The sequence below is a fragment of the Nocardiopsis codii genome (assembly GCF_036327455.1).
GTDB classification, from domain to species: domain Bacteria; phylum Actinomycetota; class Actinomycetes; order Streptosporangiales; family Streptosporangiaceae; genus Nocardiopsis; species Nocardiopsis codii.
Map to the genome: position 1 here is coordinate 1 of NZ_JAUZMY010000034.1, position 24,987 is coordinate 24,987.

The window sequence follows — 24,987 nt, forward strand, 5'->3', positions numbered from 1 at the left end:
CGCCCCGGGGGACGGGGAGCCCGCAGGCTGAGAACCGGGTGTGAGGCGGGGGGGCCGGGTGAGCGCGGACGCTCACGCGGCCCCGCGAGCCGCCCTTCCGCCCCCGGGACGGTCGGCCGCACCCCGCACCCCGCACCCCGCACCCCGCAGGGCAAACGGATCCGGACCGGGGTTTGAACGAAACGGGACCTCCGGTCCGCCCTGTCGGGAAGGATGCGGGACAGCCCGGCACTCATTGCGGCACAGCCAGTCGTTAGGGTAGCCTCACTTAAGAGGTGCGTATGCCCTCATCCCACCTGGGATGAGCTGCGACGACGCACCCCGGACACGGCGGCGCCGACGACGAAGGGCAGGTTCCACGGTGACTCCAGACCCGCTCGACGCGCTCCGTGACGCCTGCTCGGGACTCAAGTTCGCGCCCCTGCCCGAGCTCGTCTCCTCCGCCGACCTCCCCCGCGACAGGGCCGACGGCGTGCAGTGGTACCGGTCCGACGTCCTGGAGTCGGAGGGCTGGCTGCCGATCCTGTTCGACAAGCTCCGGACCGAGCACGGCCCCGGCCACCGGCTGCCGGCCGCCACCAACTTCCTGCGGGTCACCCTCCGCGAACCCATCTTCCTGGTCTCCGCGTCCCTGTACCTGACCGGGAGGGCGCCGCTCCTGGCACCGGACGGCCTCTACCTGCCCTGGGACACCGCCCGGGCGCGGTTCCGCACCCCCGCCTCGGTCGACACGCGGCTGGCCGTCCTGCCGGACGATCCGGCGGCGGACCACCCCGGAACGGTGGTCGCCCGCGACGAGGACGACCTGCTGCGACTGGCCGCCGAGAACCTGTTCTCCACCTTCTCGCCCCTCATCGAGGCCCTTCACGCGCACTCGCGCGCGGGAAGGCGCACCCTGTGGGGCTGGGTGCTCGACACCCTGCACTTCTACATGCTCAACCCGGCCCGCTACCTGGGGCGGGACGCGGAGGAGGCCTGGGAGCTGGCCACGCGGCTCGCCGACGCGGTGGTCGAGGCCGGCGCGGTGACGCGCAGACGCCCCCGGCTGTTCCCCTTCGCCCCCGAGAACCCGCGCGGCACCTGGGCCGTACGGGGCACCTGCTGCTTCGACTACAAGGGCGACCCCGAGCACGGCTACTGCACCACCTGCCCGCTCAAGTGCGACGGAGAGCGCCAGGAGGCCCTGTCCGAGTGGCTGCGCGACCCCGCGCTGGCCCCCTGACGGACACGTTCCCTCCGCGGGGCCGGCGCCGGCCCCGCCGGCGGGCTCAGGTGACCGGCGCCTCGACGGGGCCGCTGTAGAAGGGCTCGAAGACGACGCGGTCCGCGTCGACGCTCCCCTCCACCGTGACCGCCCCGGACGTGGTCTGCCCCGGGGCGAGGGTCTGGGCTCCGAGTTCGTTGGCGTCCATGCCGATCGCCTCGCTGGTGCTGTGGACGGAGCCCTCCACGTCCACGATGCTGAAGTAGAGCGGGTTGACGTCCAGCTGGTCCTCACCGGCGTTGGTGACCGACACGGCGACACTCGTGAAGACGCCCTCGGCGTAGAGCGGGCTGGGCTCGAAGTCGGTGTCGCTCGCGGTGACCTCCGCGCCCAGGGTCTCGGTGAGCCCGCCGTCGCCGGGCGCCTGGGGCCCGGTCCCCTCCGTCTCCTGGTCGCCGACGCCCGCCGTGATCAGGGCGATCGCCGTGCACCCGCCGCCGAGGAGCAGAAGGAGCAGGAGGACGCCGCACCCGATCCCGATGATCTTGCCCCAGGGGGTGGTCCTGACCTCCGGCGGTCCGTAACCGCCCTGGGGCGGGTAGGTGTAGCCGCCCTGCGGCGGCCAGCCCTGGCCGTAGCCGGGACCTTGCCCGTAACCGGGACCCGGGCCGTAACCGGGGCCCTGCCCGTAGCCCGGCGCCTGGTCCTGTCCGTACCCCGGCCCCGGACCGTAGCCCTGGCCATAACCCGGCCCCTGGCCGTACCCCTGCTCCGACGCCTGTCCCTGGTCGTGTTCACCGGAAGGGGCGTGCCCGGGGTCATGGGCGAACCCGGGTTTCCGTCCGGCCGGGTAGCCGCCCCCCTCCCCGTAGCCGGGCCCCTGACCGGAACTCCAGTCCCCCGGCAGGGGGCCACCGGCCGGATAGCCGCCCGCACCCGCGTCGGAGACGTCGGCCTCGCCCTGGCCAGGAGGGTACCCGGCGTGCTCGTAGCCCGCCTGCCCTGGCCCGTTGGGACCCTCGGAGACCTCACCGGCGCCCGGTCCGGTCCCGCCTCCGGCCGGCGGCTCCCCCGGCGGGACACCACCCCCCTGCGCGTGGTCGCCGGGCGGCGGGTACCGGGAGGCGTCACCGCCCGAGTACGGGTCCTGCGCCCGGTACGGATGCGCCCCGGCGAACCGCTCCGGCGGGGGGTACGCGTCCCCCGCCCGGCCCTGTGCCGGACGTCCCCCCGGTCCCTCGCCTCCCGGGGTCACCGCTCCGCCCGGAGGGGGCTGCTGCATGTGCGGATCGTGGTGGGGGAACTCGTGCGGCGGTTCTCCGGGGGGCTGCTGACCGCCCTCGATCGGATCCCCCGGGTCCCCGGGCCGCCATTCCTCCGGCGGGTGGTGGTTCACCGGATCCGGACGTGGTTCCGACTGTTCCCCCGGCCCGTCCTCGGGCTCTCGACCGGTCACTGAGAACACCCCCCTGTCAGCGGAATCCGCCCACCGAGGCCGGTGGACGCCCCAAAACTGCACGGTAACCGCGGGTCACAGGTCCGCAGGACAGCTTCCGGGGCGTTTCTGGTAAAGGTCCGGATGTGTTTTGCGCAGGCCTGCTCACGAGGTGGTCGAGGTGCTCCGGGACCGGACCGACAGGGCGCGCACCGCGAGCACGAACACCGGGACGGTGAACAGCGCCGCGAACAGGTTCAGTCCGCCGAACCCCGCCTGCGACAGCACCACCCCGGACAGCGCGCCCGCCGCGGCGCCGCCCAGGTTCATGGTCAGATCGCTGACCCCCTGGACACGGGGGCGGACGTCGGCCGACAGCGACTCGGCCAGCAGCGCCGTCCCGGCCACCAGCCCGAACGACCAGCCCAGGCCCAGCAGGACCAGCCCGGTCGTCACGAGCACCTCGTCATGCCCGGCGGTACCGGACACGGCCGTCGCGACCAGCAGGATCACCTGGCCGGTGAGGAGCACCGGGATCCGGCCGAACCGGTCGGTGAGCCAGCCCACGACCGGGGACAGGCCGTACATGCCCGCGATGTGCAGGGAGATGGTCAATCCGATGACGGTCAGCGCGGCACCGTGGTGGGACATGTGCACCGGCGTCATCGTCATGATCGCGACCATCACCGTGTGGCTGGCGACGATGCCGACGATCGCGAGGAGGGCGCCGGGGCTGCGCCCGACCATGCGCAGGGCGCCGGTCACGGACAGCCGCACTCCGGCGGGTGCTCCGCTGCGGGCCAGCTCGGCGGTGGCGGTGCGCAGCGGGTCGGGGCGCAGCAGGGCGAAGATAAGGATCGCCCCGAGGACGAACCCGGCCGTGGTGAACACCACCGGGCCGAGCAGCTCGGGCAGCCCGAGGCCGGCGGCGAACCGCCCGCTGGGGCCGATGAGGTTGGGGCCCGCCACGGAGCCCACGGCGGTCGCCCACACCACGACGGACAGGTCGCGGCCGCGCGTGGCCTCTGACGCCAGGTCCGCGGCCGCGTGCCTGGACTGGAGGTTGGTCGCGGTCCCGGCTCCGACGAACACCATCCCGACCAGGAACAGGGCGAACGTCTCCAGGACGGTGGCGGCGATGACGGTGGTGCCGCCGACCGCGCCGAGGACCCAGCCCAGGGCGAGGCCCGGGCGGCGGCCGTGGCGGGCGGCCAGGGACGCCAAGGGCAGGGCGAACACGGCGGCGCCCAGGGTGATCATGGTCGTGGCCATCCCGGACCAGGTGTCCGAGCCGCTCAGGTCGAGCGCGATGAGCGCGCCGACGGCGAGCATCGCGCCCATGCCGACGCCGCCGACCACCTGCGCGAGCATGAGGACGAGGACCGTGCGGCGCTGGATACGGGCCCGGGTCTCCTCCGAGAGCGCCTCTCCGACATGGGTGGTTTCTGTCGACACGAGGCCTTCTCTCCGATTCGTCCTACATACGGATGAATCGTAACCGCCCATTCACCACAGCACGCGAAGCGGGTGGCACGCCCCGCCCGCCCGTCCCCCGGCGGCCAACGGGGACGCGCCGCCCCCGCGGTCCGGGGCAGGACCGGTCGCGCGACGTGGAGCGGAGCTCGTCAGGGCACCCGGCGCTCGGCGCGGCAGGCGCACGACGCCCGGCGCGGACGCCGGCAACGCCTCATGGACGGTGACGGTCCCGGAGGGCGCCGGAACCGGGCCCGGGAACTCCGCCCGGCTCCACGTTTGAGACGCACCCGGCCGGGCGCGAGGGGCACCGCGCTAACCGCGGCCGTAGCGCCAGCGCAGGAAGTCGTGCTCGCGTTCGACGTAGCGCATCTCCGCGTAGAGGGTGTGCGGGTCGCGCGCACTGATGACGACGCCGCTCTCGGGGACCACCGGCCAGCACGCGTACGCCCAGAAGCAGCGGGTGTAGCCACCCCAGACGACGACCCACGCTCCCTGCTTCTGCCATTCGATGTGCTCGGCGATCCGGCGCTGTTCCTCGTCTTCTGAGTCGTCCATGCCGACTGTTGGCATACCCGGAAGCGGGGGGACCGATCAGGCCGGAATCGGCCAGTTTGCAGGAGTCGTCGGCGCGTACCGGAAGACCGCGGACACACGGGACGCCCGTGCCGACGCCGTGAGCGCCGGCACGGGCGTCCGCCGCGTGCGGGTCGGGGCCGGTCAGCGCCCGGGGACGAGCGTGGCGTCGCCGGGGACCGGCTCCGCCGGGTCGTTGCCCAGGGCGACGATCCTGTTGTCGCGGTCCACGTGCACGATGTGCTGGACGTGCTCGGCGCGCTCGGCCTCGTCGACCTGGGCGTAGCCGATGATGATCACGAGGTCGCCGGGGCTGACCAGGCGTGCGGCGGCGCCGTTGATGCCGATGACGCCGCTGCCGCGTTCTCCGACGAGGGCGTAGGTGACCAGCCGGGCGCCGTTGTCGATGTCGACGATGTGGACCTGCTCGCCGTCGACGATGTCGGCGGCGTCCATCAGGTCGGCGTCGATCGTGACGGACCCGACGTAGTGCAGGTCGGCCTGGGTGACCGTGGCGCGGTGGATCTTGCCGTTGATGAGGGTGCGCAGCACTGTTCGAGCCTCGTTTCAGGTGTCTTGCGAACTACAGGCCCCTGTGTCGGGGTCCCGTGCGTCTTCCATGATGGCCCCGGCCGGTGCCGACTCAGACCACCGGGGCCCCACAATGCGACGAACGCCCCCGACCGGCCCGGTGTTCCCCCGCGGCGGCGGCACCCGGCCTTCCGCCGCGGGGAACGCCGCTAGTTGAACGAGGAGTAGGCGACCACACCGCGGCGCACCAGGTCGGCGGCCTTGCGCGCGGTGGAGCGCACCTCCGGGTCCCCGGTCGCCCCGGCGACCTGGCTGAGCATGTCCACCAGCATCTTGGCGGTGCGTACGAAGTCGCCCGCGGGCATGTCCGCCTGGCGCAGGATGTCGTCCAGCCGGTCACCGCGCGCCCACCGGTGCGCCGTCCACACGAATCCCAGGTCCGGCTGGCGCAGGAACGTCACCCGGTGCCGGGACTCGACCTCGTTGAGCTCGCCCCACAGCCGCAGCATCTCGGCGAGGGTCTCCTCGATCGTCCCGGAGGGGACGCGCGGGTAGGCGTCGTCGTTGCGGCGCGCCTCGTAGACCAGGGAGGCCACGACCGCGGACAGCTCGACCGGGTTGAGGCCCTTCCAGACCCCCCGGCGCAGGCACTCGGCGACCAGCAGGTCCAGCTCCGAGTAGATCTTGGCCAGACGGCCCCCGTCGTCGGAGACGCTGTCCCCGGACAGGTACTCCAGGTCCTCCAGGACTCCGCACACCCGGTCGAAGGTGCGGGAGATGACGTGCGAGCGGCCCTCGACCCGGCGGCGCAGCGACTCGGTCTCACGGCTCAGCCGGAAGTAACGCTCCGCCCAGCGGGCGTGGTCCTCCCGGTCCGCGCACCCGTGGCAGGGGTGCTCGCGCAGTTCCGTGCGCAGCCGCAGCACCTCGGCGTCCTCGCCGGCGTCGCGTCCGCCCCGCTCGTAGACCGGGTCCGTGCCGCGCTCCTTGAGCTTGTTGCGCAGCGTGGAGGCCAGGTCCTGGCGGGACCTGGGCGACTTGGCGGAGAACGACTTGGGGATGCGCAGACGCCCGGACGGGTGCACGGGGACGGTGAAGTCACTGGCGTTGATCCGCTTGACCTGCTTGTCCACGGTGAGCACCAGCGGCGCGGGCAGGTCGTGGCGCAGCCCCGGGTCCAGCACGACCGCGTGCCCCGAGAAGCGGCCCGACGGGATCCGGATGATGTCGCCCGGGCGCAGCTTCTCCAGGCTCTCCAGGCTCTCCAGGGCGTCGTCCCGGCGCTGGGCCGAACGGTTCCTGGAGAGCATGGACTCCCGGTCGCTCAGGGCGCGGCGCAACGAGGCGTACTCCATGAAGTCGCCCAGGTGGCACTCCGCGGCCTTGGCGTAGCCGTCGAGCGCCTCCTCGTGCTTGCGCAGCTGTTTGACCAGTCCGACCACCGCGCGGTCGGCCTGGAACTGGGCGAAGGACTCCTCCAGCATGGTGCGGCTGCGCCGGCGGCCGACCTGGCCGACCAGGTTGACCGCCATGTTGTAGGACGGCTGGAAGCTGGAGTTGAGCGGGTAGGTGCGGGTGCCCGCGAGGCTGGCGACGGCCTCGGGGTCGGTCCCGGCCTGCCACACGACGACGGCATGGCCCTCGACGTCGATGCCCCGGCGTCCGGCGCGACCGGTGAGCTGTGTGTACTCGCCCGGGGTGAGCTGGACGTGCGCTTCGCCGTTCCACTTGTCGAGCTTCTCGATGACCACGGTCCGCGCCGGCATGTTGATGCCCAGGGCGAGGGTCTCGGTGGCGAAGACGGCGCGGATGAGCCCCCGGGAGAACAGGTGCTCGACGATCTCCTTGAACGTCGGGAGCATCCCCGCGTGGTGGGAGGAGATGCCCGCCTCCAGGGCGCGCAGCCACTGGTCGAAGCCGAGCACGGCCAGGTCGGCCGGGGGGATGTCGGCGCACCGGGTCTCCGCGTACTCGCGGATCTCGGCGGCCTCCTCCGGGCTGGTGAGCACCAGCCCCGACGCCACGCACTGGCGGACGGCGTCGTCGCAGCCGGCCCGGCTGAAGATGAAGGTGATGGCGGGCAGCAGGCCGTCGTCGTCGAGTTCCTCGATGATGGAGGGCCTGGTCGGGGGCGTGAACCGCGACCGCGGGCGGACGTTGCCGCGGGCCCGCGACTGCGGGTGGCGGCGCCGGTTGGCCAGCTGCGTGACCCGGGAGTCCTCCTCGGCGAACCGGATCAGGGTCGGGTTGATCCGCAGCTTCTGGCCGCCGACCTCGATCTCCCGGTGCTGCTGGGGGCGGCGGCGCTCGCGTTTGCGCTTGCTCTTCCTGCGGCCCTCGTCGGAGTCGGACTCCTCCTCCTGGCCGGTGTCCTCCTCCATGTCCACGAACAGGTCGTGGACGCGGTTGCCGACCATGACGTGCTGCCACAGCGGCACCGGCCGCTTCTCGTCGACGATGACGGTGGTGTCGCCGCGCACCTGCTGCAGCCACTCGCCGAACTCCTCGGCGTTGCTGACGGTGGCGGAGAGGGCGACCATGCGCACCGACTCGGGCAGGTGGATGATCACCTCCTCCCACACGGCGCCGCGGAAGCGGTCGGCGAGGTAGTGGACCTCGTCCATCACCACGTAGGCGAGCCCGCCGAGGGTGGAGGAACCCTCGTAGAGCATGTTGCGCAGTACCTCGGTGGTCATGACGACCACGGGCGCCTCACCGTTGACGCTGTTGTCTCCGGTCAGCAGGCCGACCTGGTCGGCGCCGTAGCGTTTGACCAGGTCGTTGTACTTCTGGTTGGACAGCGCCTTGATGGGCGTGGTGTAGAAGCACTTGGTGCCCTCGCTGAGGGCCAGGTGCACGGCGAACTCGCCGACCACGGTCTTGCCGGACCCGGTCGGCGCGGCCACCAGGACCCCGTGGCCGTTCTCCAGGACCCGGCAGGCCTTGACCTGGAACGGGTCGAACTCGAACCCGTAGAGGCCCTGGAAGGTCTCGATGGCGGGGCTGGAGGCGGCCTGGCGCCGCCGGAAGGCGGCGTACCGCTCGGAGTGACTACTCATATGGCCTCCAGCCTATGAGGTCAGCTCCAACATCTCGACCGATTTCGGTACGACCTCGCAGACCAGTGGCGGATCACCGACCCGCTCGCCGTCGGCGTAGGCAGCGCCGGACTCGGCGCGGATGGTGACGGAGCGGCCTCGTTCGACCACCACCTCGTCGAGCCCGGTGTGGCTGCCGTTGAAGACGCGGGGGAACACCCGGAGGAAGCGGCCGAGCGGCCCCTCCCGGACGAAGACCACGTCGAGGAGGCCGTCGTCGGGTTCGGCGTCGGGGCACACGCGCATGCCGCCGCCGTAGGCGCTGGTGTTGCCGACCGCGACGAGCATGCCGGGTTCGGCGATGAGCCGTCCGTCCACCTCGATCTCGAAGTCGACGGGTTTGAAGGAGCGCAGCTCGGCCAGGAGGCCGACCACGTACCCGGCGCGGCCGACGCTGTACCGGAAGTTGTTGACCCGCTCGTTGACACGGGCGTCGAACCCGCAGGCCAGAACGCTGAGGTAGTAGCGCTGGGTCCCGTCGGCCAGGGTCAGGCGCACGGCGTCGACGGGGCGGGTGCGCCCGCGCAGGATCGCGGCGGCCACGTCACGGGTGGACCCGCGCGGGCTGCCGAAGGCGCGGGAGATGTCGTTGCCGGTCCCGGTGGGGACCACGGCCAGGGGGACTCCGGTCCCCACGACCCCTTGGAGGGCCTGGTGGACCAGTCCGTCACCGCCGACGGCGACGAGGGCGTCTGGGCGGTCGGAGGCGGCCAGCCGGGCCATCCTGCGGCTGTCGGAGGCCGAGCTGCCGGTGTAGACGTGCACCCGGGCTCCGGCCTCCCGGAGCGCCTGCTTGAGCCGCACCCCGGTGACCGCGGCGCGGCGCCGGCCGGAGTTGGGATTGACGAGAAGAGCGATGTGTGGGGGCATACCAGTCCTTGCTACCCCGGAAGGGACAGGGAGGGAGTTCGGAGCTGTGGAGGTCGCCCGCGCACCCTCGCGCCCGGGTGCGCGCGGGGGTGGGTTCAGGAGACCTCGGAGGCCTGGGTCCGCTTTTCCCGCTGTTCGGCTTCCTCGCGCTGGCGGCGATGGTACTCCTCCATCGCCTTCGGGGTGTTCAGCGGGGAGGGCACCCACGCGACCTCGACGTCGACCTCGCCGTTCTGGATGCGGCGCTCCTCCTCGGTGAGGTACTCCTCCGGGATGTCGAACTCGCCGTCACGGGCGCCCAGGACGAAGGCGTCCCACTCGGCGGGCGTGAAGTACAGCGTGCCCTTCTCGGGGGACTTGCCGTCGCGTACGGCGCGGAAGCCGTCGTCGAAGGTCGCGACCTCCACGACCGCCTCGGACTCCTCCTTGGAGAGTGAGGAGCGCATCCAGACGGCGTCGGTGGTGTCGTGCCACTTCTCGTTGCCCATGGCCTCGGGAGGGAGCTCCCGTCGGGCCTCGGTCCGCTCACTCATCGAACTTCCCTTCTCCACGGCCTGGGTCGGCCCGTGGTGCACCGGGTCGACGGGGGCGGAAGCCCGCCCCACCGCCCGACCCTAACGCGTGACGGGGCCGCTCAGGAGCGTTTTCCGGATTCTTCCCCGACATCGGGCCCGTCCAGGGAGGACGGGGTCTCGTCGAGTTCGGAGATCTCGTCGTCGTCCAGGTCGGCGTAGGGGTCCTGGCGCTTCTTGCGCCTGTCGTTGAGGAAGGCGAAGAGCTCGGCGATCTCGAACAGCAGGACGAGGGGCACGGCGAGCGCGAGCATGGAGATCGGTTCGGCCGGGGTGATGACCGCCGCGATCAGGAACGCGCTGAAGATGATGACGCGGCGCCACTTGGCGATGGCGGCGTGCGGGAGGACCCCGGAGATGTTGAGCAGGATCACCAGCAGGGGCAGTACGAAGCCGACACCGAACATGCCCATCATGATGAGCATGTAGTTCAGGTACTCGCCGATGGTCAGGAAGGGGTCCGCGTCGTCGGGGAGGAACCCGAACAGCATGGTCAGCGCCATGGAGGTGATGGCGTAGGCCAGGGCGGCGCCCGCGGCGAAGAGGAGGGCGGCCAGCGGCGCGAAGATGTACGCGTACTTCTTCTCGCGTCCGTGCAGGGCGGGGGCGACGAACGCCCACAGCTGGTACAGCCAGAACGGCGCGGAGACGAGCGCCCCGACGAACAGCCAGACCTTGAAGGCCACGAAGAAGGCGTCGAAGGGGCCGGTGACGATGAGGGAGCAGTCGTCGGGCCCGTTCACCTGGGACACCGGCAGGGAGCAGTAGGGCTCCACCAGGAACGCCCACACGTAGTCGTAGAGGAGGTAGCCCACGACCGCGCCCGCGGCCAGCGCGATGGCCGCCTTGGTCAGTCGGCTGCGCAGCTCGCGTAGGTGCTCCATGAGCGGCATCCGGGCCTCCGGATTGACCGCCCGGCCTCGTGCGCTCATCGTGTGGTCACTCTCTTCTCCTCCGGGTCCGCGCCGTCGGCGCGGATTCCCCTGACAACCGTGCGGCGCGGCACCGCTGGTGGGCGCCGCGCCCGTGTGGCGCCCGCGTCCGGGCCTGTGGGGTGCCCGGCCACGGGAGCGGTCCGCCTCTCGGCGCCGGACGTCCCGCGGCTCCGTCGTGGGACGGGCCGCTGACACCGAGCCGCGGCGTCACGCGGTGCTGTGCACCGCGGAGCCCGCCGCTCCGGTGTGGTGTCTGGATCAGTTGCCGTACGTGCGGTGGGTGGTCTCACCGGACTCGTCGACGATGCGCTGGCCGGGGGGCAGCTGCGGGTAGTTCTGCTGCTGGGGGTGCTGCGGCTGCTGCTGCCCGGCAGGGGGGTTCTGCTGCTGGGAGGCCTGCTGGGTCTGCGCCCCGTTGGCCTCGGAGTTCTCGTCCTCGTCGATCAGGCCCTTGCTCTCGGCCTTGAGGATGCGGGCGCTGCGCCCCAGGGATCTGGCCAGGTCCGGAAGCTTCTTGGCTCCGAACAGCAACAGGGCCAGGATCGCCAGAATGGCGAGGGTAGGTCCGTTGAACGGTCCCATGGTTCTACCTCTCTGTGGGGCGCGAACAAGCGCCTTCGATGGTACGCGTATCCGAATGCGGGTCCATCATGCCCCCGCACGGCTTCGACCGACGCGCTCACGCAGGTCAGCACTGCTCGCCCGGTACTCGCCCGACGCCCGTGTCACCTGCTCGGACAGCACACCCGCCGCGCGGCGCACCCGTAGTGCGAGGGCCGCGACGACGGCGAGTCCGGCTGCGAACACACCGAACAGGACGGCGAGGACGATCACGCGTTCACCTTATCCCTTGCTGAGTGACAGCCACCCCTGACCCCGGTGAACAGCTCGGCCTCACTCGGGCGACGAAGTGGTATCGACCAATTTCCCACAGGTTCGTTCCGTGCGGTAGTACTCCAGCGCCCGCATTGCCTCGGCGCGCGCCTCCTCCGCGAGCGCTTCGGGCGCCACCACGCGCCCCTGCGGCCCCAGCATCAGCGCGAGGCGCACCACCCAGGCGGGAGCAGGGGTGCGCAGGGTGGCGCGGACCCCGCCCCCGGGGAGCTCGGTCACCGACTCGCACACGTAGTCCTCGGTCACCCAGCCGGCCGTGGGCTCCAGGTCGAGCGTGACCTGGGCGTCGCGGTCGGAGCGTTGGAGCACCCCCGCGGACAGGTCGCGGCGGCCCACCCCCTCGGGCACCTGTGCGGCGTAGGGCAGGACGGTCAGTTCCAGGACCCTGTCCAGGCGGAACAGTCGCACGTCCTCGCGCAGGTGGCAGTACCCCTCCAGGAAGTGGTAGCCGTCCTGCACGACCAGGCCCATGGGGTCCACGTCGCGTTCGGTGACCTGGTCCAGGTACCCCGACAGGTAGCGCAGGTGCAGGCGCTGGCCGGACTCCAGCGCGTCGGCGCAGCGGCGCTGGGTCCGGGCGACCTGCTCGTCCCCCTCCACGCGCACCTGGACGGAGTCGGCCAGTGATCCCAGGGCCACCCCGGCCGCGGTGCGCAGCTTCTCCCCCACCCGCTTGAGCGCGCCGACCTCCAGCCCCTCTGTCTCGGGGAGCGTCTCCAGCAGGGACAGCCCCACGACCAGGCTCGCCGCCTCGTCGGCGGTCAGCCGGAGCGGCTGGGCGAGCGTGTCGGCGTTGGCGATGATGATCTCGCCGGTCTCCCTCGCCGCGTCGAGGTCGACGTCGATGAGGTCGCCGGGGGTGTAGCCGGGCAGCCCGCACATCCACAGCAGGCTGAGGTCGGCCACGACCTGCTTCTCGCTGAGCCCGAAGTGCCCGGCGACCTCCGGCACGCGCACGTCGCGGCCCAGGGCATAGGGCACCAGCATGAGCAGCCGGCGCAGCTGGTCGGCGGAGCGGGGCCCGCGAGCGGGGGCGTCGGTCTCCTCGGCGCCGCGCCCGACGGGCTCCGCCGTCCCCGACGCTGCGGTCTCGGCCGTGGCCGCCAGGTGGGCGGCCATCGCCTCACGGGCCCCTGCGGGCTCGACGACCTCCGCAGTCGATCCGAACGAGGCGACGCGCCGGACGAGGGCCGGGGTGTCGGAGTAGGGGTAGCTGAGGGTGTCCCAGCCGTTCCCCGAACCGTCCCGCTCACCGGGGACCACGCGCAGGGCGCGGCGGCGCAGGGCGTGCGCCGAGTCGGCGCGCACCCGCAGGATGGCGGTGCGCTCGGGCTCGGCCGTCTGCCCCGCGACCACCGAGCGCAGGTCGACGCCCTCGGGGATGACCACGTCGGGGCCTCCCCGCAGGACGGTCACCTCGCCGCGGACACGGCCCAGGCGGAACACCCGGCGGGCGTCGCGCAACCGGTCGTGGCCGACCACGTACCAGTGGCCGCGCAGGTTGACGATGCCCCAGGGTTCGATCTCGCGGGTCTCGGCCTCGGCCTGACCCGGCTTGCGGTAGTCGAAGGAGATGGGGCGCCGGTCCCGCACCGCCTGCCAGACGGGGCCGAAGGAGGGCTCGTCGGTGCGCATCGCCGGGGTGAGCCCCGGTGCCGCCTCGCTGTCCACGGGGACCCCGGCGGAACGGAGCTTGAACAGGGCGTTGGCCGCCGCCTCGCCCAGGGAGGCATGCCTCCAGGCGCGGGCGGCCAGCCCCAGGACGAGGGCCTCGTCGGGGAGGAGTTCGATCTCCGGCAGCTCGTAGTCGGAGCGGGAGATGCGGTAGCCCTCCTCGCCGCTGATCGCGTCACCGGTACCCACCTGGATGGGGATGCCGCTGTCGCGCAGCTCGCGCTTGTCGCGCTCGAACATGCGCTTGAACGCCGACTCGGTGTCCGCCTCGGCGTAACCGTGCACCGTCTGCCTGATCTCCTGGGCGGTCAGGTGGCGGCGCGTGGACAACAGACAGATGACCAGGTTCAGCTGTCGTTCCGTCTTCCTGCGAGACATCGTCCGCACCCTTCTCGCCCGCGCATGGTGGATTGACCGGCAGGGGCGCGCGTTGGCGCGTCGTCCCTCTCCGGTTCAGCAACGACGGTACCGTGCCTGGCATGATCCGGTGGCGCCGTGGTGAAGTCCGTCAGCTCCTCCCCTCCTGGCCGGGCGTCGCCCTGTCCCTGGTGGCGGTGGACACCGCCCCCGGTGAGGGCGTCGACCCGGGCGGGACCGGGGGCGCCGGAGCGGACCGGGGCCACGCGCCCGCGGGCGGGGAGGGCGCCGCGACGACGTGCCGCGCGCTCGCCTACACCGACCTGGTCGGGACGCCCCGGGTCGGGGACACCGTGCTGCTCAACACCGGCGCCCTGGACATGGGGCTCGGGACGGGAGGGTACGCGCTGGTCGTGGCGGTCCCGGACCGGCTGCCCGCCGACCGGGAGAGGCCCGGACACCTGGTCAAGGCCCGCTACACACCGCTGCAGGCCACCGTGCTGGGCGCCGACGAGCAGGGGTCCCCCCACCACGGGGTCCTGCGGTCGGCCGACGGCGTGGACGGCATGCCCGTGGTGGTGGCCGACCTGCACTCGGCACTGCCCGCGGTCGTGGCGGGGGTGCGCGCGGAGCGCCCGGACGCGCGGATCGTCAACGTCATGCTGGACGGCGGGGCCCTGCCCGCCGCGTTCTCCCAGCTGGTGGGCGTCCTCCGCGAGGAGGGCCTGATCGCGGGGTGCGTGACCACCGGGCAGGCCTTCGGAGGCGACCTGGAGGCGGTCACCCCGCACTCGGGGCTGCTGGCCGCCCGGCACGTGATGGGGGCGGACGTCGCGGTGGTGTGCCAGGGGCCGGGCAACCTGGGCACCGGCACTCCCTGGGGATTCTCGGGGGTCTCCGGCGGTGAGGCGGTCAACGCGGCGGCCGTGCTGGGCGGCCGCCCGGTGGCCTCGCTGCGCGTCAGCGAGGCCGACCCGCGCGAGCGGCACCGGGGGGTGTCGCACCACAGCCTGACCGCGTACGGGCGGGTGGCGCTGGCCCGCGCGGACGTGGTGGTGCCGGTGCTGCCGGGGGCCTTCGGTGAGCGCGTGCGCGCCCAGGCGCGGACGCTGGGTCCACGGCACACCCTGGTCGAGGTCGGCGTCGGCGGCCTGGAGGAGGCGATCCTGGCCCTGCCGGTGAAGGTCTCGACGATGGGCCGCGGGCTGGACGAGGACCGCGCGGCGTTCCTGAGCGCCGCGGCGGCGGGCCGCCACGCGGCGGCTCTGTTGTAGGCGCCCCGCCCGCCCCCGTGCGGGGGCCGGGCGCCCTCGGACGCGTGTCCGGGGTCCCGGGTCGCAGGGCCCTCCCGCGGTCCGGCCAGGACCCGTACAGGGGCTCCCGCTCCCGGCGGTCCGGCCCCGCGCCGACCCGCGGCCGTCCACAGCGCCTTCCGCCGGGGCTGTCCACAGCCCCTTCCGCCGCGCCCGTCCACGGGGTTTGCTTGATACGGGGGGTCCCGCGGACCCGCCGGCTCAGTGCTGCCCCGGCCCCCTGACGGGGCCCGTCCTCCGCGGAGGGCGGGGCCTCAGGCGTTCTGGAGCGCGTCCGGGCTCGGCGACTGGCCGGGCACCGGGGCCCTCCGGGTGGAGGCGAGCATGTGCTCGGAGGGCGCGTCGAAGTAGGCTCCCGGGCGGAACATCGCCAGCGAGGTCGGCTCCGCCCGCACACCCTCGTCGACCCGCAGCGACTCGGGCACGAACACCGTGCCGTCCCCGCAGGTGATCCCCCACCTGCGCCCCTCCCCCGCCGCGACGACCCGGCCGGGTTCACCGCCCCGCGCCCGCTCGTCCAGCGCTCCCCCGCACAGGGTGATCCTGGCCCCGCCGAACATCGCGAACGCCCCCGGGTAGGGGTCGGCGAGCGCGCGCACCATGCGGTCCACGTCGCTCCCGGCGGCGGTGAAGTCGAGGTGTCCGTCGCTCGGCCGCCGGTGGGGCCACACCGACGCGTGGCCGGCCTGGGGGCGCCGCGGGGCGGTGCCCTCCAGCAGGTCGTCCAGGTGCCGCACCAGCAGCTCCGACTGGAGGTGGCCGATGCGTTCGTAGAGGCCGGTGGCGGTGACGTCGTCGGGGAGGTCGAACCAGTGCTGGTCGACGATGTCGCCGGTGACGGGCTCGCGGTCGAGGTGGAAGAGCGTGACGGCGCTGGAGCGCATGTTGCGCAGGATGGTCCACGGGATGGGCGCGCGTCCGCGCCCGACCGGGAGCGGCGACGGGTGGAGGCCGACCGCGCCCAGCGGCAGGGAGGTCAGGACCTGTTCGTGGACCAGTTGCGACCACCCGGCCACGACCATCAGGTCGACCTGGTGCGCGCTGAGGGCCTCCCGCACCTCGTCGGAGTTGACGTCCGCGGCCCGCACGTGCGGCAGGTCGTGGCGGCGGGTGACGGCCTCGTAGTCGAGGTAGCCGGAGCGGTGGGCCAGTTCGGCCGGGTAGGACACCACCAGGCTCGGTGGGCGCCCCTGGGCGCAGAGTTCCTCCAGGGCCGGAACCCCGAGACGCAGTCCTGACACGTAGCAGTAGCGCCGCCTGTCTGACATTGCTCCCCCTTGCCCGTCCACGGTTGCTCCGACTCTACGCACCGGTCCCGGGCCGAGCCGGGACCGTGTCCACCAGGCGTGTCCTGTCCGGGCGTCCACGGCCCGTCCGTGGCCGCGCCCGGTACCGCGCACCGTGGTGTGTCCGGGCCCCCGCGCTCCCGTGCGGCGGGAACGGCCGCGTCCCGGGTGCGACCGTCCGGTCCCGGACACGCGACCGCCCCCGCGGTGTGGCCCGCGGGGGCGGTCGTACGCGTACGCGCGAAGGGGTTACTCGCCGCCCTCGGCGGGGTCGGCCTCCTCCTCGGCGCCCTCCTCGGCGCCCTGTCCGCCTTCCGCGCCCTCTTCGGCGGGGGGCGGGTTCTTGTAGGCCCCGAGCACGTCGACGACGAAGACGAGGGGGCCGGCGGGAGCGCCCATGGTCTCCTCCTCGGTCTCCCCGTAGGCGAGGTCGGCGGGCACGGACAGCAGCAGCCGGCTGCCGACCGGCTGGCCGACGATGCCCTCGTCCCAGCCCGCGATGACGGCTCCCGCGCCGATGGTGGTGTCGAACGGGTCGCCGCCGCGGCTCCACGTGGAGTCGAAGGACGGGTGCTCGCCGTTCTCGTCGGGCTCCCAGCGCACGCCGGTGTACTGGACGACGACCTGTTCGCCCTCCTCCACCTCGTCGCCGGTGCCCTCGATGAGCGGAACGACCTCCAGGTCCTCGGGGGCGTCGCCCTCCGGGACCTCGATGGTCGGCTCGCTGTGGCCCTCCTGGGTCACCACGGGCAGTCCGTCGCCGCCGTCGGTGGTCTGCTCCCCGGGCACGACCGAGCCCTTGTTGAAGCTGTTGACCAGGTCGATGACCAGGACGCTGGCACCGGCCGGGGCGGTCTGCCCGGAGGCCTCGGCCTGGGCCTGCTCGTCCTCGGTGAGGGGCGGCATCACGTAGACGGCCCGGCTGCCGACGGGCTGGTTGACCAGCACCTCGCTGATCTGCTCCGGCATCTGCTCCATACGGATCAGGTCCGGGGCGCCGGTCTCGTAGCTGGACATGCCCTCGGCCAGCTCGCCTTCGCCGGGGCCGGTCCACTGGTACTGGACGACGTTGGCGACGACCAGGTCGTCCGCGCGTACCAGCTCGTCCTCACCCGACCCCTCGCTGACGATGCCCGAGATCTCCTCGTCCGGCGGGTCGGAGTCGGGGAAGGTGACCTCCGGTTCCTCACCGACCTCGCCGGTGACGGTGGGCAGCCGCGGGTCGAGCTGATCCCCGTTCATGCGCAGGAAGGCTGGAGTTCGCCATTCCTCTGGGATGCTTCCGCAGCTTGAGACCGCCAGGGTGATGGCGGCCAGCGGCACCGCGAGGGCGGCGGCACGTCGGTGCATGAGTCACAACCTCTGATTTCCGGCTTAGGACAGGGTCACACTACCGAAAAGTAGGGCCGTAACCACCCCCGGGAACGACCCGAACACCAGAACCCCGCCACAGCGGGCTCTCGTCCGCCGGGCGGGGCCCGGATTCACCTGCTTCGAGCATCACATGCCGGCGATGAGCTTCTCCACGCGCTCGTCGACCGACTTGAAGGGGTCCTTGCAGAGCACGGTCCTCTGCGCCTGGTCGTTGAGCTTGAGGTGCACCCAGTCGACCGTGAAGTCGCGGCGCTGCTCCTGGGCGCGGCGGATGAACTCCCCGCGCAGCCGGGCCCGCGTGGTCTGCGGGGGCACCGACTTGGCCTCGAAGATCTTCAGGTCGCCGACCACGCGCTCCATCTGGCCGCGCTTCTGCATCAGGTAGAACAGTCCGCGGTCGCGGTGGATGTCGTGGTAGGTCAGGTCCAGCTGGGCCACGCGGGGCGACGACAGGGACAGGTCGTGCTTGTCCCGGTAGCGTTCGAGGAGCTGGTACTTGGCGACCCAGTCGATCTCCCGGGCGACGGTGTCCAGGTTCTGGGTCTCGACCGCCTCCAGGGTGCGCTGCCACAGGTCGAGGATGCGCTTGCCGGTGGCGTCGGTGCCGTGCCGGTCGACGTAGTTCTGCACCTTCTCCAGGTACTCGCGCTGGATCTCCAGTGCGCTGGCCTCGCGTCCGTTGGCCAGGCGCACCTTGCGCCGGCCGGTCATGTCGTGGCTGACCTCGCGGATCGCCCGGATGGGGTTCTCCAGCGTGTAGTCGCGCATGACGACGCCGGCCTCGATCATCCGCAGGACCAGGTCGGTGGAGCCCAGCTTGAGGAGGGTGGTGGTCTCGCTCATGTTCGAGTCGCCGACGATGACGTGCAGGCGCCGGAAGCGCTCGGCGTCGGCGTGCGGCTCGTCGCGGGTGTTGATGATGGGGCGGGAGCGCGTGGTGGCGGAGGAGACGCCCTCCCAGATGTGCTCGGCGCGCTGGCTGACACAGAACAGGGCGCCCCGGGGGGTCTGGAGGACCTTTCCGGCGCCGCAGATGATCTGGCGGGTGACCAGGAAGGGGATGAGCACGTCGGCCAGTCGGCCGAACTCTCCGTGCCTGCCGACGAGGTAGTTCTCGTGGCACCCGTAGGAGTTACCGGCCGAGTCGGTGTTGTTCTTGAACAGGTAGATGTCCCCGGCGATGCCCTCCTCGTGCAGGCGCTGCTCGGCGTCGACCTGCAGCCCCTCCAGGATGCGCTCGCCGGCCTTGTCGTGGGCCACCAGGTCCACGAGGCTGTCGCACTCGGGGGTGGCGTACTCGGGGTGGCTGCCGACGTCCAGGTACAGACGGGCACCGTTGCGCAGGAACACGTTGCTGCTGCGCCCCCACGAGACCACCCTGCGGAAGAGGTACCGGGCAACCTCGTCGGGTGACAGCCTGCGCTGTCCCCTGAAGGTGCACGTGACCCCGTACTCGTTCTCCAGCCCGAAGATCCGTCGTTCCACGCGGCCTCACCAACTTCCCGTCACCGGGGCGTGGACGACGGGCCCTCGTCGTCCACACCCGCCCGGCCGGTGCGGCGCCTCGGGCGCGCCGCACCGTCATCGTCCTTCAGGTCACTCGTCGGCCTCGTCCTCGGTGGTGTCGCCGCCTCCGGAGGCGGCGGTGCCCCCGGACTTGCCCTCTTCGATGAGGGTGGTCAGGCGGCGGCCGTGGATGCGGCGGAACTTGCGGTGCTGCCTGGAACGCTCCAGGATGGCGACCTCCAGGTTGGAGGCCTCCAGTTCGCGTTCCTCGCCGTTCTCGCGGGCGAGGGCGCGGGTGGCCGCGTTGAGGGCGGCGCTGAGCGGGGCGTCGGCGGCGAAGCGGTCCTTGAGCTGGGTGGAGACGTGCTCGGAGGATCCGCCCACGGCCACGAACCCCTGTTCGTCGACGATGGAGCCGTCGAAGGTGATCCGGTAGATCTCGTCGTCGGCGGCGGTGTCCCCGACCTCGGCGACGACGATCTCCACCTCCCAGGGCTTGAGGCTCTCGCTGAAGACCGTGCCCAGGGTCTGGGCGTAGATGTTGGCGAGCTGGCGCCCGCTGACGTCGCGGCGGTCGTACTGGTACCCGCGCACGTCCGCGAACCGCACACCCATCAGGCGCAGGTTCTCGAACTCCGGGTAGCGGCCGACCGCGGCGAAGCCGATGCGGTCGTAGAGTTCGCTGATCTTGTGCAGGGTGCGGGACATGTTGTCCGCCACCATGAGGATCCCGCCCTCGTACTGCAGGACGACGGCGCTGCGGCCGCGCGCGATGCCCTTGCGCGCGTAGTCCGCCTTGTCCTTCATCTGCTGTTCGGGGGCGACGTAGAACGGCATCGACACCGCGGATCGTTTCCTTACCTAGTCGGGAGATGTCTGGAGTGGGGACGGTGGCCGGCTCAGCCCAGGTCGGCGGTGGGGCCGTCGGGGTGCTCCGCGCGCCCCTCGACCACCTCCGTCGCCAGACGGGCCACGACCTCGGCGGGCAGACGGCGGTGGCCGTCCCCGGTGATGACGTCGACGAGGGGGAAGATCTTGCGGTGCAGGTCGGGTCCGCCCGTGGCGGAGTCGTCGTCGGCGGCGTCGTAGAGGGACTGGAGGGCCACCTTGACGGCGGCGGTCTCGTCCAGGTCGTCGCGGTACAGCTTCTTGATGGAGCCCTTGGCGAAGACCGATCCGGAGCCGATGGAGTGGTAGCGGTGCTCCTCGTAGCGCCCGCCGACGGCGTCGTAGCTGAACACCCGCCCCACCTCGGTGTTCTCGTCGAATCCGACGAGGATCGGGACGACGACGAACCCCTGCATGGCCATGCCGAGGTTGCCGCGGACCATCTGGGCGAGCTTGTTCGCCTTACCCTCGAGGGAGAGCGACCGGCCCTCCATCTTCTCGTAGTGCTCCAGTTCGACCTGGTAGAGGCGGGCGAGTTCGATGCCGATCCCGGCGGAGCCGGCGATGGCCACCGCGGAGTACTCGTCGGTCCGGAAGACCTTCTCCATGTCGCGGTTGGCGATGACGTTGCCCTGGGTGGCGCGGCGGTCGCCCGCCAGGAGGACGCCCCCGGGGAAGGTCAGGGCGACGATGGTCGTCGCGTCGGGAGTGAGGTGTTCCGTCCCGCCTCCCGCCGGGAGCTTGTGCCCGGGCAGCATCTCGGGCCTGACCGAACTGAGAAACTCGGTGAAGGACGAGGTTCCCGCACTCATGAAAGCGGCCGGCAACCGTCCGCCCTCGAACCCTTCGAACACGCGACTCCCTCCACTCGCGCCCCACCCCGGCGTGGGGGCGGGTGGGGCGCCTGTTGTCCTTGTTTTCGGCGGCCGGGTGGTGTTCCGGCCGATGAGACTGACCCTAGTCGTGAGCGGGGCGGGGCCGGAGGCACCTGGGTGCGCTGTCAGCGAACCGCCGCGGGACGGCTACTGGCCGCCCTTCTGGACGAACTGCCTGACGAAGTCCTCGGCGTTGCTCTCCAGCACGTCGTCGATCTCGTCGAGGATGTCGTCGACGTCCTCGTCGAGCTGGTCCTTGCGTTCCTGGACGTCCGCCGCCGCCTCGGTCTCCTCGACCTCCTCGTCGCGGCGAGAGGCGTGCTTCTGACCGCCCGTGTCCTTCGTCGCCATGGCGTCTTCCCTCCCGTTCGGGCTCCCGTTCGGGGCTCTCGCCCTTATCTTGGCCCAACACCGCGCGGCTCAACCCCCTTCCCGGGGCCCGATACCCGCTAGTTACCTCGGATCGTCCGATGTGCGCGCGGGGAGGCCCGTGCGGGCGCCGGTTTCGCTCCGGGCGTGTCTTCGGAACCGGCTCCGGGACGGCCGGCCGCACCCCCTCGCGTCGGCGCGGTCCCGAGAGCCCCGCACATGCGTTCGGAAGAAGAACAGTCGTTCACATTCCAAACAAAGTTACCCGCGAGTCACCGCGCTGACCTTTGTCGTTACACCTGAGTGGCCGCATCGTCACAGATGACACCCGGTTCCAGTGGCCGCATCCGGCCACTCGCTTCCTCTTGCGCCGCACGAGGATCCATGATCCAGAAATGATCACAGTAGGAAACTACAAGGTCAGGCATGTCGTCACAATCCGTCATGCTCCGCAATTCATCGGGTCACCACATGAACCCCTCATCGCTTGAGTGAATTACGAGGTTCCTGGTCTTTCGCTGACCAAGATGTGCACTTAACGTGGATGAACGTTTACCGAGTGTCTTGGCTACAGGTCACTCGGCGAGCAGGCTCGGGGTCCTGCCTCATCTCGGACTCCGGCCACGGGGTCCGACGTCCTCGCCGGCGGGCGTCGGGCCCCGAACCCCCGTCAATTCCCCAAGGAGAGTAGGGATCTATGCGACCCTCCCCCGTGATCTCCGCGTTCGGCACCGGCGTACTCGCGTTCGGCCTGGCGTTCTCCGTGGCGCCCGGCGCGAGCGCCGCGGCCGTCCCGGCCGAGCCCGCGCCCGACGGCGAGGCCACGACGATGCTGGAAGCGCTCGAGAGGGACCTCGGCCTCACCCCGCTCGGGGCCGAAGAGCTTCTCGACGCACAGGAGACCGCCTTCGAGATCGACGCCGAGGCCGTCCAGGCCGCGGGAGACGCCTACGGCGGCTCCCTGTTCGACGCCGAGTCCCGGACGCTCACCATCCTGGTGACCGACACCGGGGCCGTCGACGCGGTCGAGGCCACCGGAGCCGAGACCGCCCTGGTCTCGTACGGCACCGAGGGCCTGGCCGAGGTCGTCGACGACCTCAACGCGGCCGATGCGCCCGAGGGCGTGCTCGGCTGGTACCCGGACGTGGAGAGCGACACCGTCGTCATCCAGGTCGCCGAGGGCGCCAGCGCCGACGGGCTCATCGAGTCCGCCGGCGTGGACGCCTCCGCCGTCGAGGTGCAGGAGACCGGCGAGACGCCTCAGCTGTTCGCCGACATCGTCGGCGGCGAGGCGTACTACATGGGCGGCGGCCGATGCTCGGTCGGGTTCGCCGTCACCGACGCCTCCGGCGCCGACGGATTCGTGACGGCGGGCCACTGCGGCACCGTCGGCACCTCCGCCGAGAGCTCCGACGGCAGCGGCTCCGGCGTGTTCGAGGAGTCCGTCTTCCCCGGCAACGACGGAGCCTTCGTCGCTGCCACGTCCAACTGGAACGCGACCAACCGCGTCGAGGGCAGCTCCTCGAACGTCTCCGGCTCCACCCAGGCGCCGGTCGGTTCGGCCATCTGCCGCTCCGGCTCGACCACCGGCTGGCACTGCGGCACCATCGAGGCCCGCGGCCAGACGGTGAGCTACCCGGAGGGCACGGTCCAGGACCTGACCCGGACCGACGTGTGCGCCGAGCCCGGCGACTCCGGCGGCTCGTTCATCTCCGGTTCGCAGGCCCAGGGCGTCACCTCCGGTGGCTCCGGCAACTGCTCCTCCGGCGGTACGACGTACTACCAGGAGGTCGGACCGCTGCTGAGCTCGTGGGGCCTCAGCCTGGTGACCGGCTGACAGTCGGCCACCCGCTGAGCCGTCCGGCTCACCGCACGGCGTCCCCGTCCGCATCCGCGGGCGGGGACGCCTGTCGTCCGGGGCGTCCACAGGAGGGAAGGACCTCTGGCGCCGACGCGGGTTCCGGGTTCTCCTGGAAGTCCCCCCTCCTCCAGGAGAACGGACGACCATGCTCCCCTCCCCCTCTCCCTCCCCCGACCGCGTGCCGCGGGCCCTCCGCACCCCCGTCGTGGGCGCGTTCCTGGCACTCGCCCTGATCGCCGTCCTCACCGCCGGATTGGCACCGGCGCCCGGGTGGGCCGCCGCCTCCGCGCTCCCCGCCGCCTCGCCCGTCCCCGACTCGTCGGCCCCCGGTCTCCCCGCCTCCGACCCGCCTGGCCCCGGTTCCACCGGACAGGCCGAGGCACTCGCCGCGGAGCTGGGGCTGGACCCGTCCGAGGCCCGGGACCTCCTGAGAGCCCAGGAGGACGCCGCCCGTGTCGACGCGGCGGCCTCCGAGGCCGCCGGCTCCGCCTACGCGGGCTCCGTGTTCGACCGGAGCACGCTCCGGCTGACCGTCCTGGTCGCCACCCCCTCCGCGGCCGACGCCGTCCGCAGGACCGGGGCCGGGGCCGCGGTCGTCCCGCGCTCCGCCGCAGAGCTGGCCGACGTCGTCGCCGCCCTCGACGGCGCCGCGCCCCGCACGGGGGTGGTCGGCTGGTACCCGGACCCGTCGGACGGAACCGTCGTCGTCGAGACCGTGGACGGGGCGTCGTCCGAGGCCGCCTCCCTGGTCGGGGACGCCGGCGTGGATCCCGCCTCGGTGCGGGTGCGGGAGGGCGCCGCGCCTGCCGTCCCCTACGCCCAGGTCATCGGCGGACACCGGTACCGGACCGGCGGGGGCGTGTGCACCATCGGCTTCGCCGCCTCGGCCCCCGGACAGCCGGGCTTCCTGACCTCGGGGCACTGCGGCGCCGTCGGCGCCCCGGTGGAGAGCATCCCGGCCGGCGCCACGGGGACCTTCCAGCACTCGCAGTTCCCCGGCTCGGACGGCGCGTTCGTCCGGGTGGGCCCCGGATGGACCCTCACCAACCTGGTCTCCGACCAGGGCGGGGGCTTCGTCGAGGTCACCGGCTCGCTGGCGGCTCCGGTCGGATCGGCCGTGTGCGTGTCCAGCCCCTACAACGGCTGGCGGTGCGGCACCATCCAGTCCCGCAACAACTCGGTGAGCTACCCGGAGGGCACGGTGCACGGCCTGACCCGGACCAGCGCCTGCTCGGGCCCCGGGGACTCCGGCTCGCCCTTCCTGTCCGGTTCGCAGGCCCAGGGCCTCACCTCCGGCGGCTCGGGCAACTGCTCCTCCGGCGGCACCACCTTCTTCCAGAACGTCAACCCGCTTCTCGGCATGTGGGGCCTGACGCTGGTGACCTCCTGAGGGGTGTCCCCCGCACCACGGCGCGCGCGGGCGGCCGGTACCCCCTCCGGGGTGCCGGCCGCCCGCGCGTCCGCATCCGGCCACGCGCCCGGCGACCGGGCGCCGCCGCGAATCGGCGACACGACCCACCGGACACCTCTGTGACCTCTGGAGTTACATCCATGTAGCCGGGCGATCACGATCGGCACCGGGTACCAGTGTCCGCATCCGGCCACACCGCACCCCTTGCACACGACCCGCCGCTTCGATCCGTGAGCGCCCGACTGCGGAAACCGCAAGGTCGCACAGTCCACGGCTACGCGTAGCCATCACAGAACAGAGGGTCATCGGACCATCCTTCATGCGTCTGAATAGATCCACACAGAGCGGGTCTTTCCCTCACCAAAGTGTCCATTTATGTTGGGGATCGTTTACCGGATGTCTCGGTGAATTCCGGAAACCGGAACAACTCCGGCCTCCGGAAATGGAGTATCCGTTCCCACCGGCGCGGATGCTCCGAATCCCCC

The 24,987-nt window shown here is 72.0% G+C and carries 21 protein-coding genes; 4 read left to right on the forward strand and 17 right to left on the reverse strand.

All coding sequences use genetic code 11. The annotated features are described in order from the left end of the window. Window positions 1-361 precede the first annotated feature (361 nt). A complete protein-coding gene (locus tag Q8791_RS26265; protein WP_330094492.1) occupies window positions 362-1,222 on the forward strand; it encodes a (2Fe-2S)-binding protein in 861 nt (286 codons plus the stop codon). A 46-nt stretch (window positions 1,223-1,268) separates the two neighbouring features. On the opposite strand, the gene Q8791_RS26270 is transcribed toward Q8791_RS26265, so the two are convergent. The 11 genes from Q8791_RS26270 to Q8791_RS26320 form a co-directional block, all read right to left on the reverse strand. Beyond that, window positions 1,269-2,486 (reverse strand): DUF4352 domain-containing protein, encoded by a 1,218-nt coding sequence (locus tag Q8791_RS26270; protein ID WP_330094493.1) that lies wholly within the window; start codon window positions 2,484-2,486, stop codon window positions 1,269-1,271. 318 nt (window positions 2,487-2,804) lie between these two features. Beyond that, on the reverse strand, window positions 2,805-4,094 hold the full coding sequence (locus tag Q8791_RS26275; protein ID WP_330094494.1) for an MFS transporter: 1,290 nt from the start codon (window positions 4,092-4,094) through the stop codon (window positions 2,805-2,807). Window positions 4,095-4,427: 333 nt separating this feature from the next. Continuing rightward, window positions 4,428-4,685 carry a hypothetical protein gene (locus Q8791_RS26280; protein WP_330094495.1) on the reverse strand — a complete coding sequence of 86 codons (258 nt, stop codon included), beginning with the start codon at window positions 4,683-4,685 and terminating at the stop codon, window positions 4,428-4,430. A gap of 147 nt (window positions 4,686-4,832) precedes the next feature. Beyond that, complete coding sequence (gene panD, locus Q8791_RS26285) at window positions 4,833-5,240, reverse strand: aspartate 1-decarboxylase (protein WP_330094496.1); 408 nt, start codon at window positions 5,238-5,240, stop codon at window positions 4,833-4,835. Window positions 5,241-5,428: 188 nt separating this feature from the next. Beyond that, window positions 5,429-8,278, reverse strand: coding sequence for a DEAD/DEAH box helicase (locus Q8791_RS26290; protein ID WP_330094497.1), 2,850 nt, complete (start codon window positions 8,276-8,278; stop codon window positions 5,429-5,431). Window positions 8,279-8,290: 12 nt separating this feature from the next. Beyond that, the gene (locus Q8791_RS26295) at window positions 8,291-9,187 is read right to left on the reverse strand and encodes a diacylglycerol/lipid kinase family protein (RefSeq protein WP_330094498.1); all 897 of its coding nucleotides are present in this window, start codon (window positions 9,185-9,187) and stop codon (window positions 8,291-8,293) included. 95 nt (window positions 9,188-9,282) lie between these two features. Continuing rightward, a complete protein-coding gene (locus Q8791_RS26300; RefSeq protein ID WP_330094499.1) occupies window positions 9,283-9,720 on the reverse strand; it encodes a DUF397 domain-containing protein in 438 nt (145 codons plus the stop codon). A 101-nt stretch (window positions 9,721-9,821) separates the two neighbouring features. Further along, complete coding sequence (gene tatC, locus Q8791_RS26305) at window positions 9,822-10,652, reverse strand: twin-arginine translocase subunit TatC (RefSeq protein ID WP_330094541.1); 831 nt, start codon at window positions 10,650-10,652, stop codon at window positions 9,822-9,824. A gap of 300 nt (window positions 10,653-10,952) precedes the next feature. Beyond that, window positions 10,953-11,276, reverse strand: a complete 324-nt coding sequence (tatA, locus tag Q8791_RS26310; RefSeq protein ID WP_330094500.1) for a Sec-independent protein translocase subunit TatA — start codon at window positions 11,274-11,276, stop codon at window positions 10,953-10,955. Between the two features lie 66 nt (window positions 11,277-11,342). After that, entirely contained in the window at window positions 11,343-11,528 is a 186-nt protein-coding gene (locus Q8791_RS26315; RefSeq protein WP_330094501.1) for a hypothetical protein, read from the reverse strand. Between the two features lie 60 nt (window positions 11,529-11,588). Further along, window positions 11,589-13,640 carry a helix-turn-helix transcriptional regulator gene (locus Q8791_RS26320; protein ID WP_330094502.1) on the reverse strand — a complete coding sequence of 684 codons (2,052 nt, stop codon included), beginning with the start codon at window positions 13,638-13,640 and terminating at the stop codon, window positions 11,589-11,591. Between the two features lie 101 nt (window positions 13,641-13,741). Here Q8791_RS26320 and Q8791_RS26325 point away from each other — a divergent pair, with 101 nt between their 5' ends. Further along, entirely contained in the window at window positions 13,742-14,893 is a 1,152-nt protein-coding gene (locus tag Q8791_RS26325) for a DUF3866 family protein (protein ID WP_330094503.1), read from the forward strand. 293 nt (window positions 14,894-15,186) lie between these two features. On the opposite strand, the gene Q8791_RS26330 is transcribed toward Q8791_RS26325, so the two are convergent. The 6 genes from Q8791_RS26330 to Q8791_RS26355 all read right to left on the reverse strand — a co-directional run bounded on the left by Q8791_RS26330 (window position 15,187) and on the right by Q8791_RS26355 (window position 21,212). Then, window positions 15,187-16,200: a methionyl-tRNA formyltransferase gene (locus tag Q8791_RS26330; RefSeq protein ID WP_330094504.1), complete on the reverse strand. Its 1,014-nt coding sequence runs from the start codon at window positions 16,198-16,200 to the stop codon at window positions 15,187-15,189. 267 nt (window positions 16,201-16,467) lie between these two features. After that, the gene (locus Q8791_RS26335; protein WP_330094505.1) at window positions 16,468-17,568 is read right to left on the reverse strand and encodes an FKBP-type peptidyl-prolyl cis-trans isomerase; all 1,101 of its coding nucleotides are present in this window, start codon (window positions 17,566-17,568) and stop codon (window positions 16,468-16,470) included. 150 nt (window positions 17,569-17,718) lie between these two features. Next, entirely contained in the window at window positions 17,719-19,077 is a 1,359-nt protein-coding gene (gene pafA, locus Q8791_RS26340) for a Pup--protein ligase (RefSeq protein WP_330094506.1), read from the reverse strand. Window positions 19,078-19,188: 111 nt separating this feature from the next. Then, window positions 19,189-19,941: a proteasome subunit alpha gene (gene prcA, locus Q8791_RS26345; RefSeq protein ID WP_330094507.1), complete on the reverse strand. Its 753-nt coding sequence runs from the start codon at window positions 19,939-19,941 to the stop codon at window positions 19,189-19,191. A gap of 56 nt (window positions 19,942-19,997) precedes the next feature. Continuing rightward, window positions 19,998-20,840 carry a proteasome subunit beta gene (gene prcB / locus Q8791_RS26350; RefSeq protein ID WP_330094508.1) on the reverse strand — a complete coding sequence of 281 codons (843 nt, stop codon included), beginning with the start codon at window positions 20,838-20,840 and terminating at the stop codon, window positions 19,998-20,000. 168 nt (window positions 20,841-21,008) lie between these two features. Next, the gene (locus tag Q8791_RS26355) at window positions 21,009-21,212 is read right to left on the reverse strand and encodes a ubiquitin-like protein Pup (protein WP_330094509.1); all 204 of its coding nucleotides are present in this window, start codon (window positions 21,210-21,212) and stop codon (window positions 21,009-21,011) included. A 715-nt stretch (window positions 21,213-21,927) separates the two neighbouring features. Here Q8791_RS26355 and Q8791_RS26360 point away from each other — a divergent pair. Continuing rightward, on the forward strand, window positions 21,928-23,067 hold the full coding sequence (locus Q8791_RS26360; protein WP_330094510.1) for a S1 family peptidase: 1,140 nt from the start codon (window positions 21,928-21,930) through the stop codon (window positions 23,065-23,067). A 169-nt stretch (window positions 23,068-23,236) separates the two neighbouring features. After that, complete coding sequence (locus Q8791_RS26365) at window positions 23,237-24,481, forward strand: S1 family peptidase (RefSeq protein ID WP_330094511.1); 1,245 nt, start codon at window positions 23,237-23,239, stop codon at window positions 24,479-24,481. Window positions 24,482-24,987: the final 506 nt, after the last annotated feature.

Coding starts and splice junctions, on each gene's coding strand:
- Q8791_RS26270 (WP_330094493.1), bottom strand. CDS start 2,486: ATGCAGCAGCCCCCTCCGGGCGGAGCGGTGACCCCGGGAGGCGAGGGA.
- Q8791_RS26280 (WP_330094495.1), bottom strand. CDS start 4,685: ATGCCAACAGTCGGCATGGACGACTCAGAAGACGAGGAACAGCGCCGG.
- Q8791_RS26290 (WP_330094497.1), bottom strand. CDS start 8,278: ATGAGTAGTCACTCCGAGCGGTACGCCGCCTTCCGGCGGCGCCAGGCC.
- Q8791_RS26295 (WP_330094498.1), bottom strand. CDS start 9,187: ATGCCCCCACACATCGCTCTTCTCGTCAATCCCAACTCCGGCCGGCGC.
- Q8791_RS26300 (WP_330094499.1), bottom strand. CDS start 9,720: ATGAGTGAGCGGACCGAGGCCCGACGGGAGCTCCCTCCCGAGGCCATG.
- tatC (WP_330094541.1), bottom strand. CDS start 10,652: ATGCCGCTCATGGAGCACCTACGCGAGCTGCGCAGCCGACTGACCAAG.
- tatA (WP_330094500.1), bottom strand. CDS start 11,276: ATGGGACCGTTCAACGGACCTACCCTCGCCATTCTGGCGATCCTGGCC.
- Q8791_RS26320 (WP_330094502.1), bottom strand. CDS start 13,640: ATGTCTCGCAGGAAGACGGAACGACAGCTGAACCTGGTCATCTGTCTG.
- Q8791_RS26325 (WP_330094503.1), top strand. CDS start 13,742: ATGATCCGGTGGCGCCGTGGTGAAGTCCGTCAGCTCCTCCCCTCCTGG.
- Q8791_RS26330 (WP_330094504.1), bottom strand. CDS start 16,200: ATGTCAGACAGGCGGCGCTACTGCTACGTGTCAGGACTGCGTCTCGGG.
- Q8791_RS26335 (WP_330094505.1), bottom strand. CDS start 17,568: ATGCACCGACGTGCCGCCGCCCTCGCGGTGCCGCTGGCCGCCATCACC.
- Q8791_RS26355 (WP_330094509.1), bottom strand. CDS start 21,212: ATGGCGACGAAGGACACGGGCGGTCAGAAGCACGCCTCTCGCCGCGAC.
- Q8791_RS26360 (WP_330094510.1), top strand. CDS start 21,928: ATGCGACCCTCCCCCGTGATCTCCGCGTTCGGCACCGGCGTACTCGCG.
- Q8791_RS26365 (WP_330094511.1), top strand. CDS start 23,237: ATGCTCCCCTCCCCCTCTCCCTCCCCCGACCGCGTGCCGCGGGCCCTC.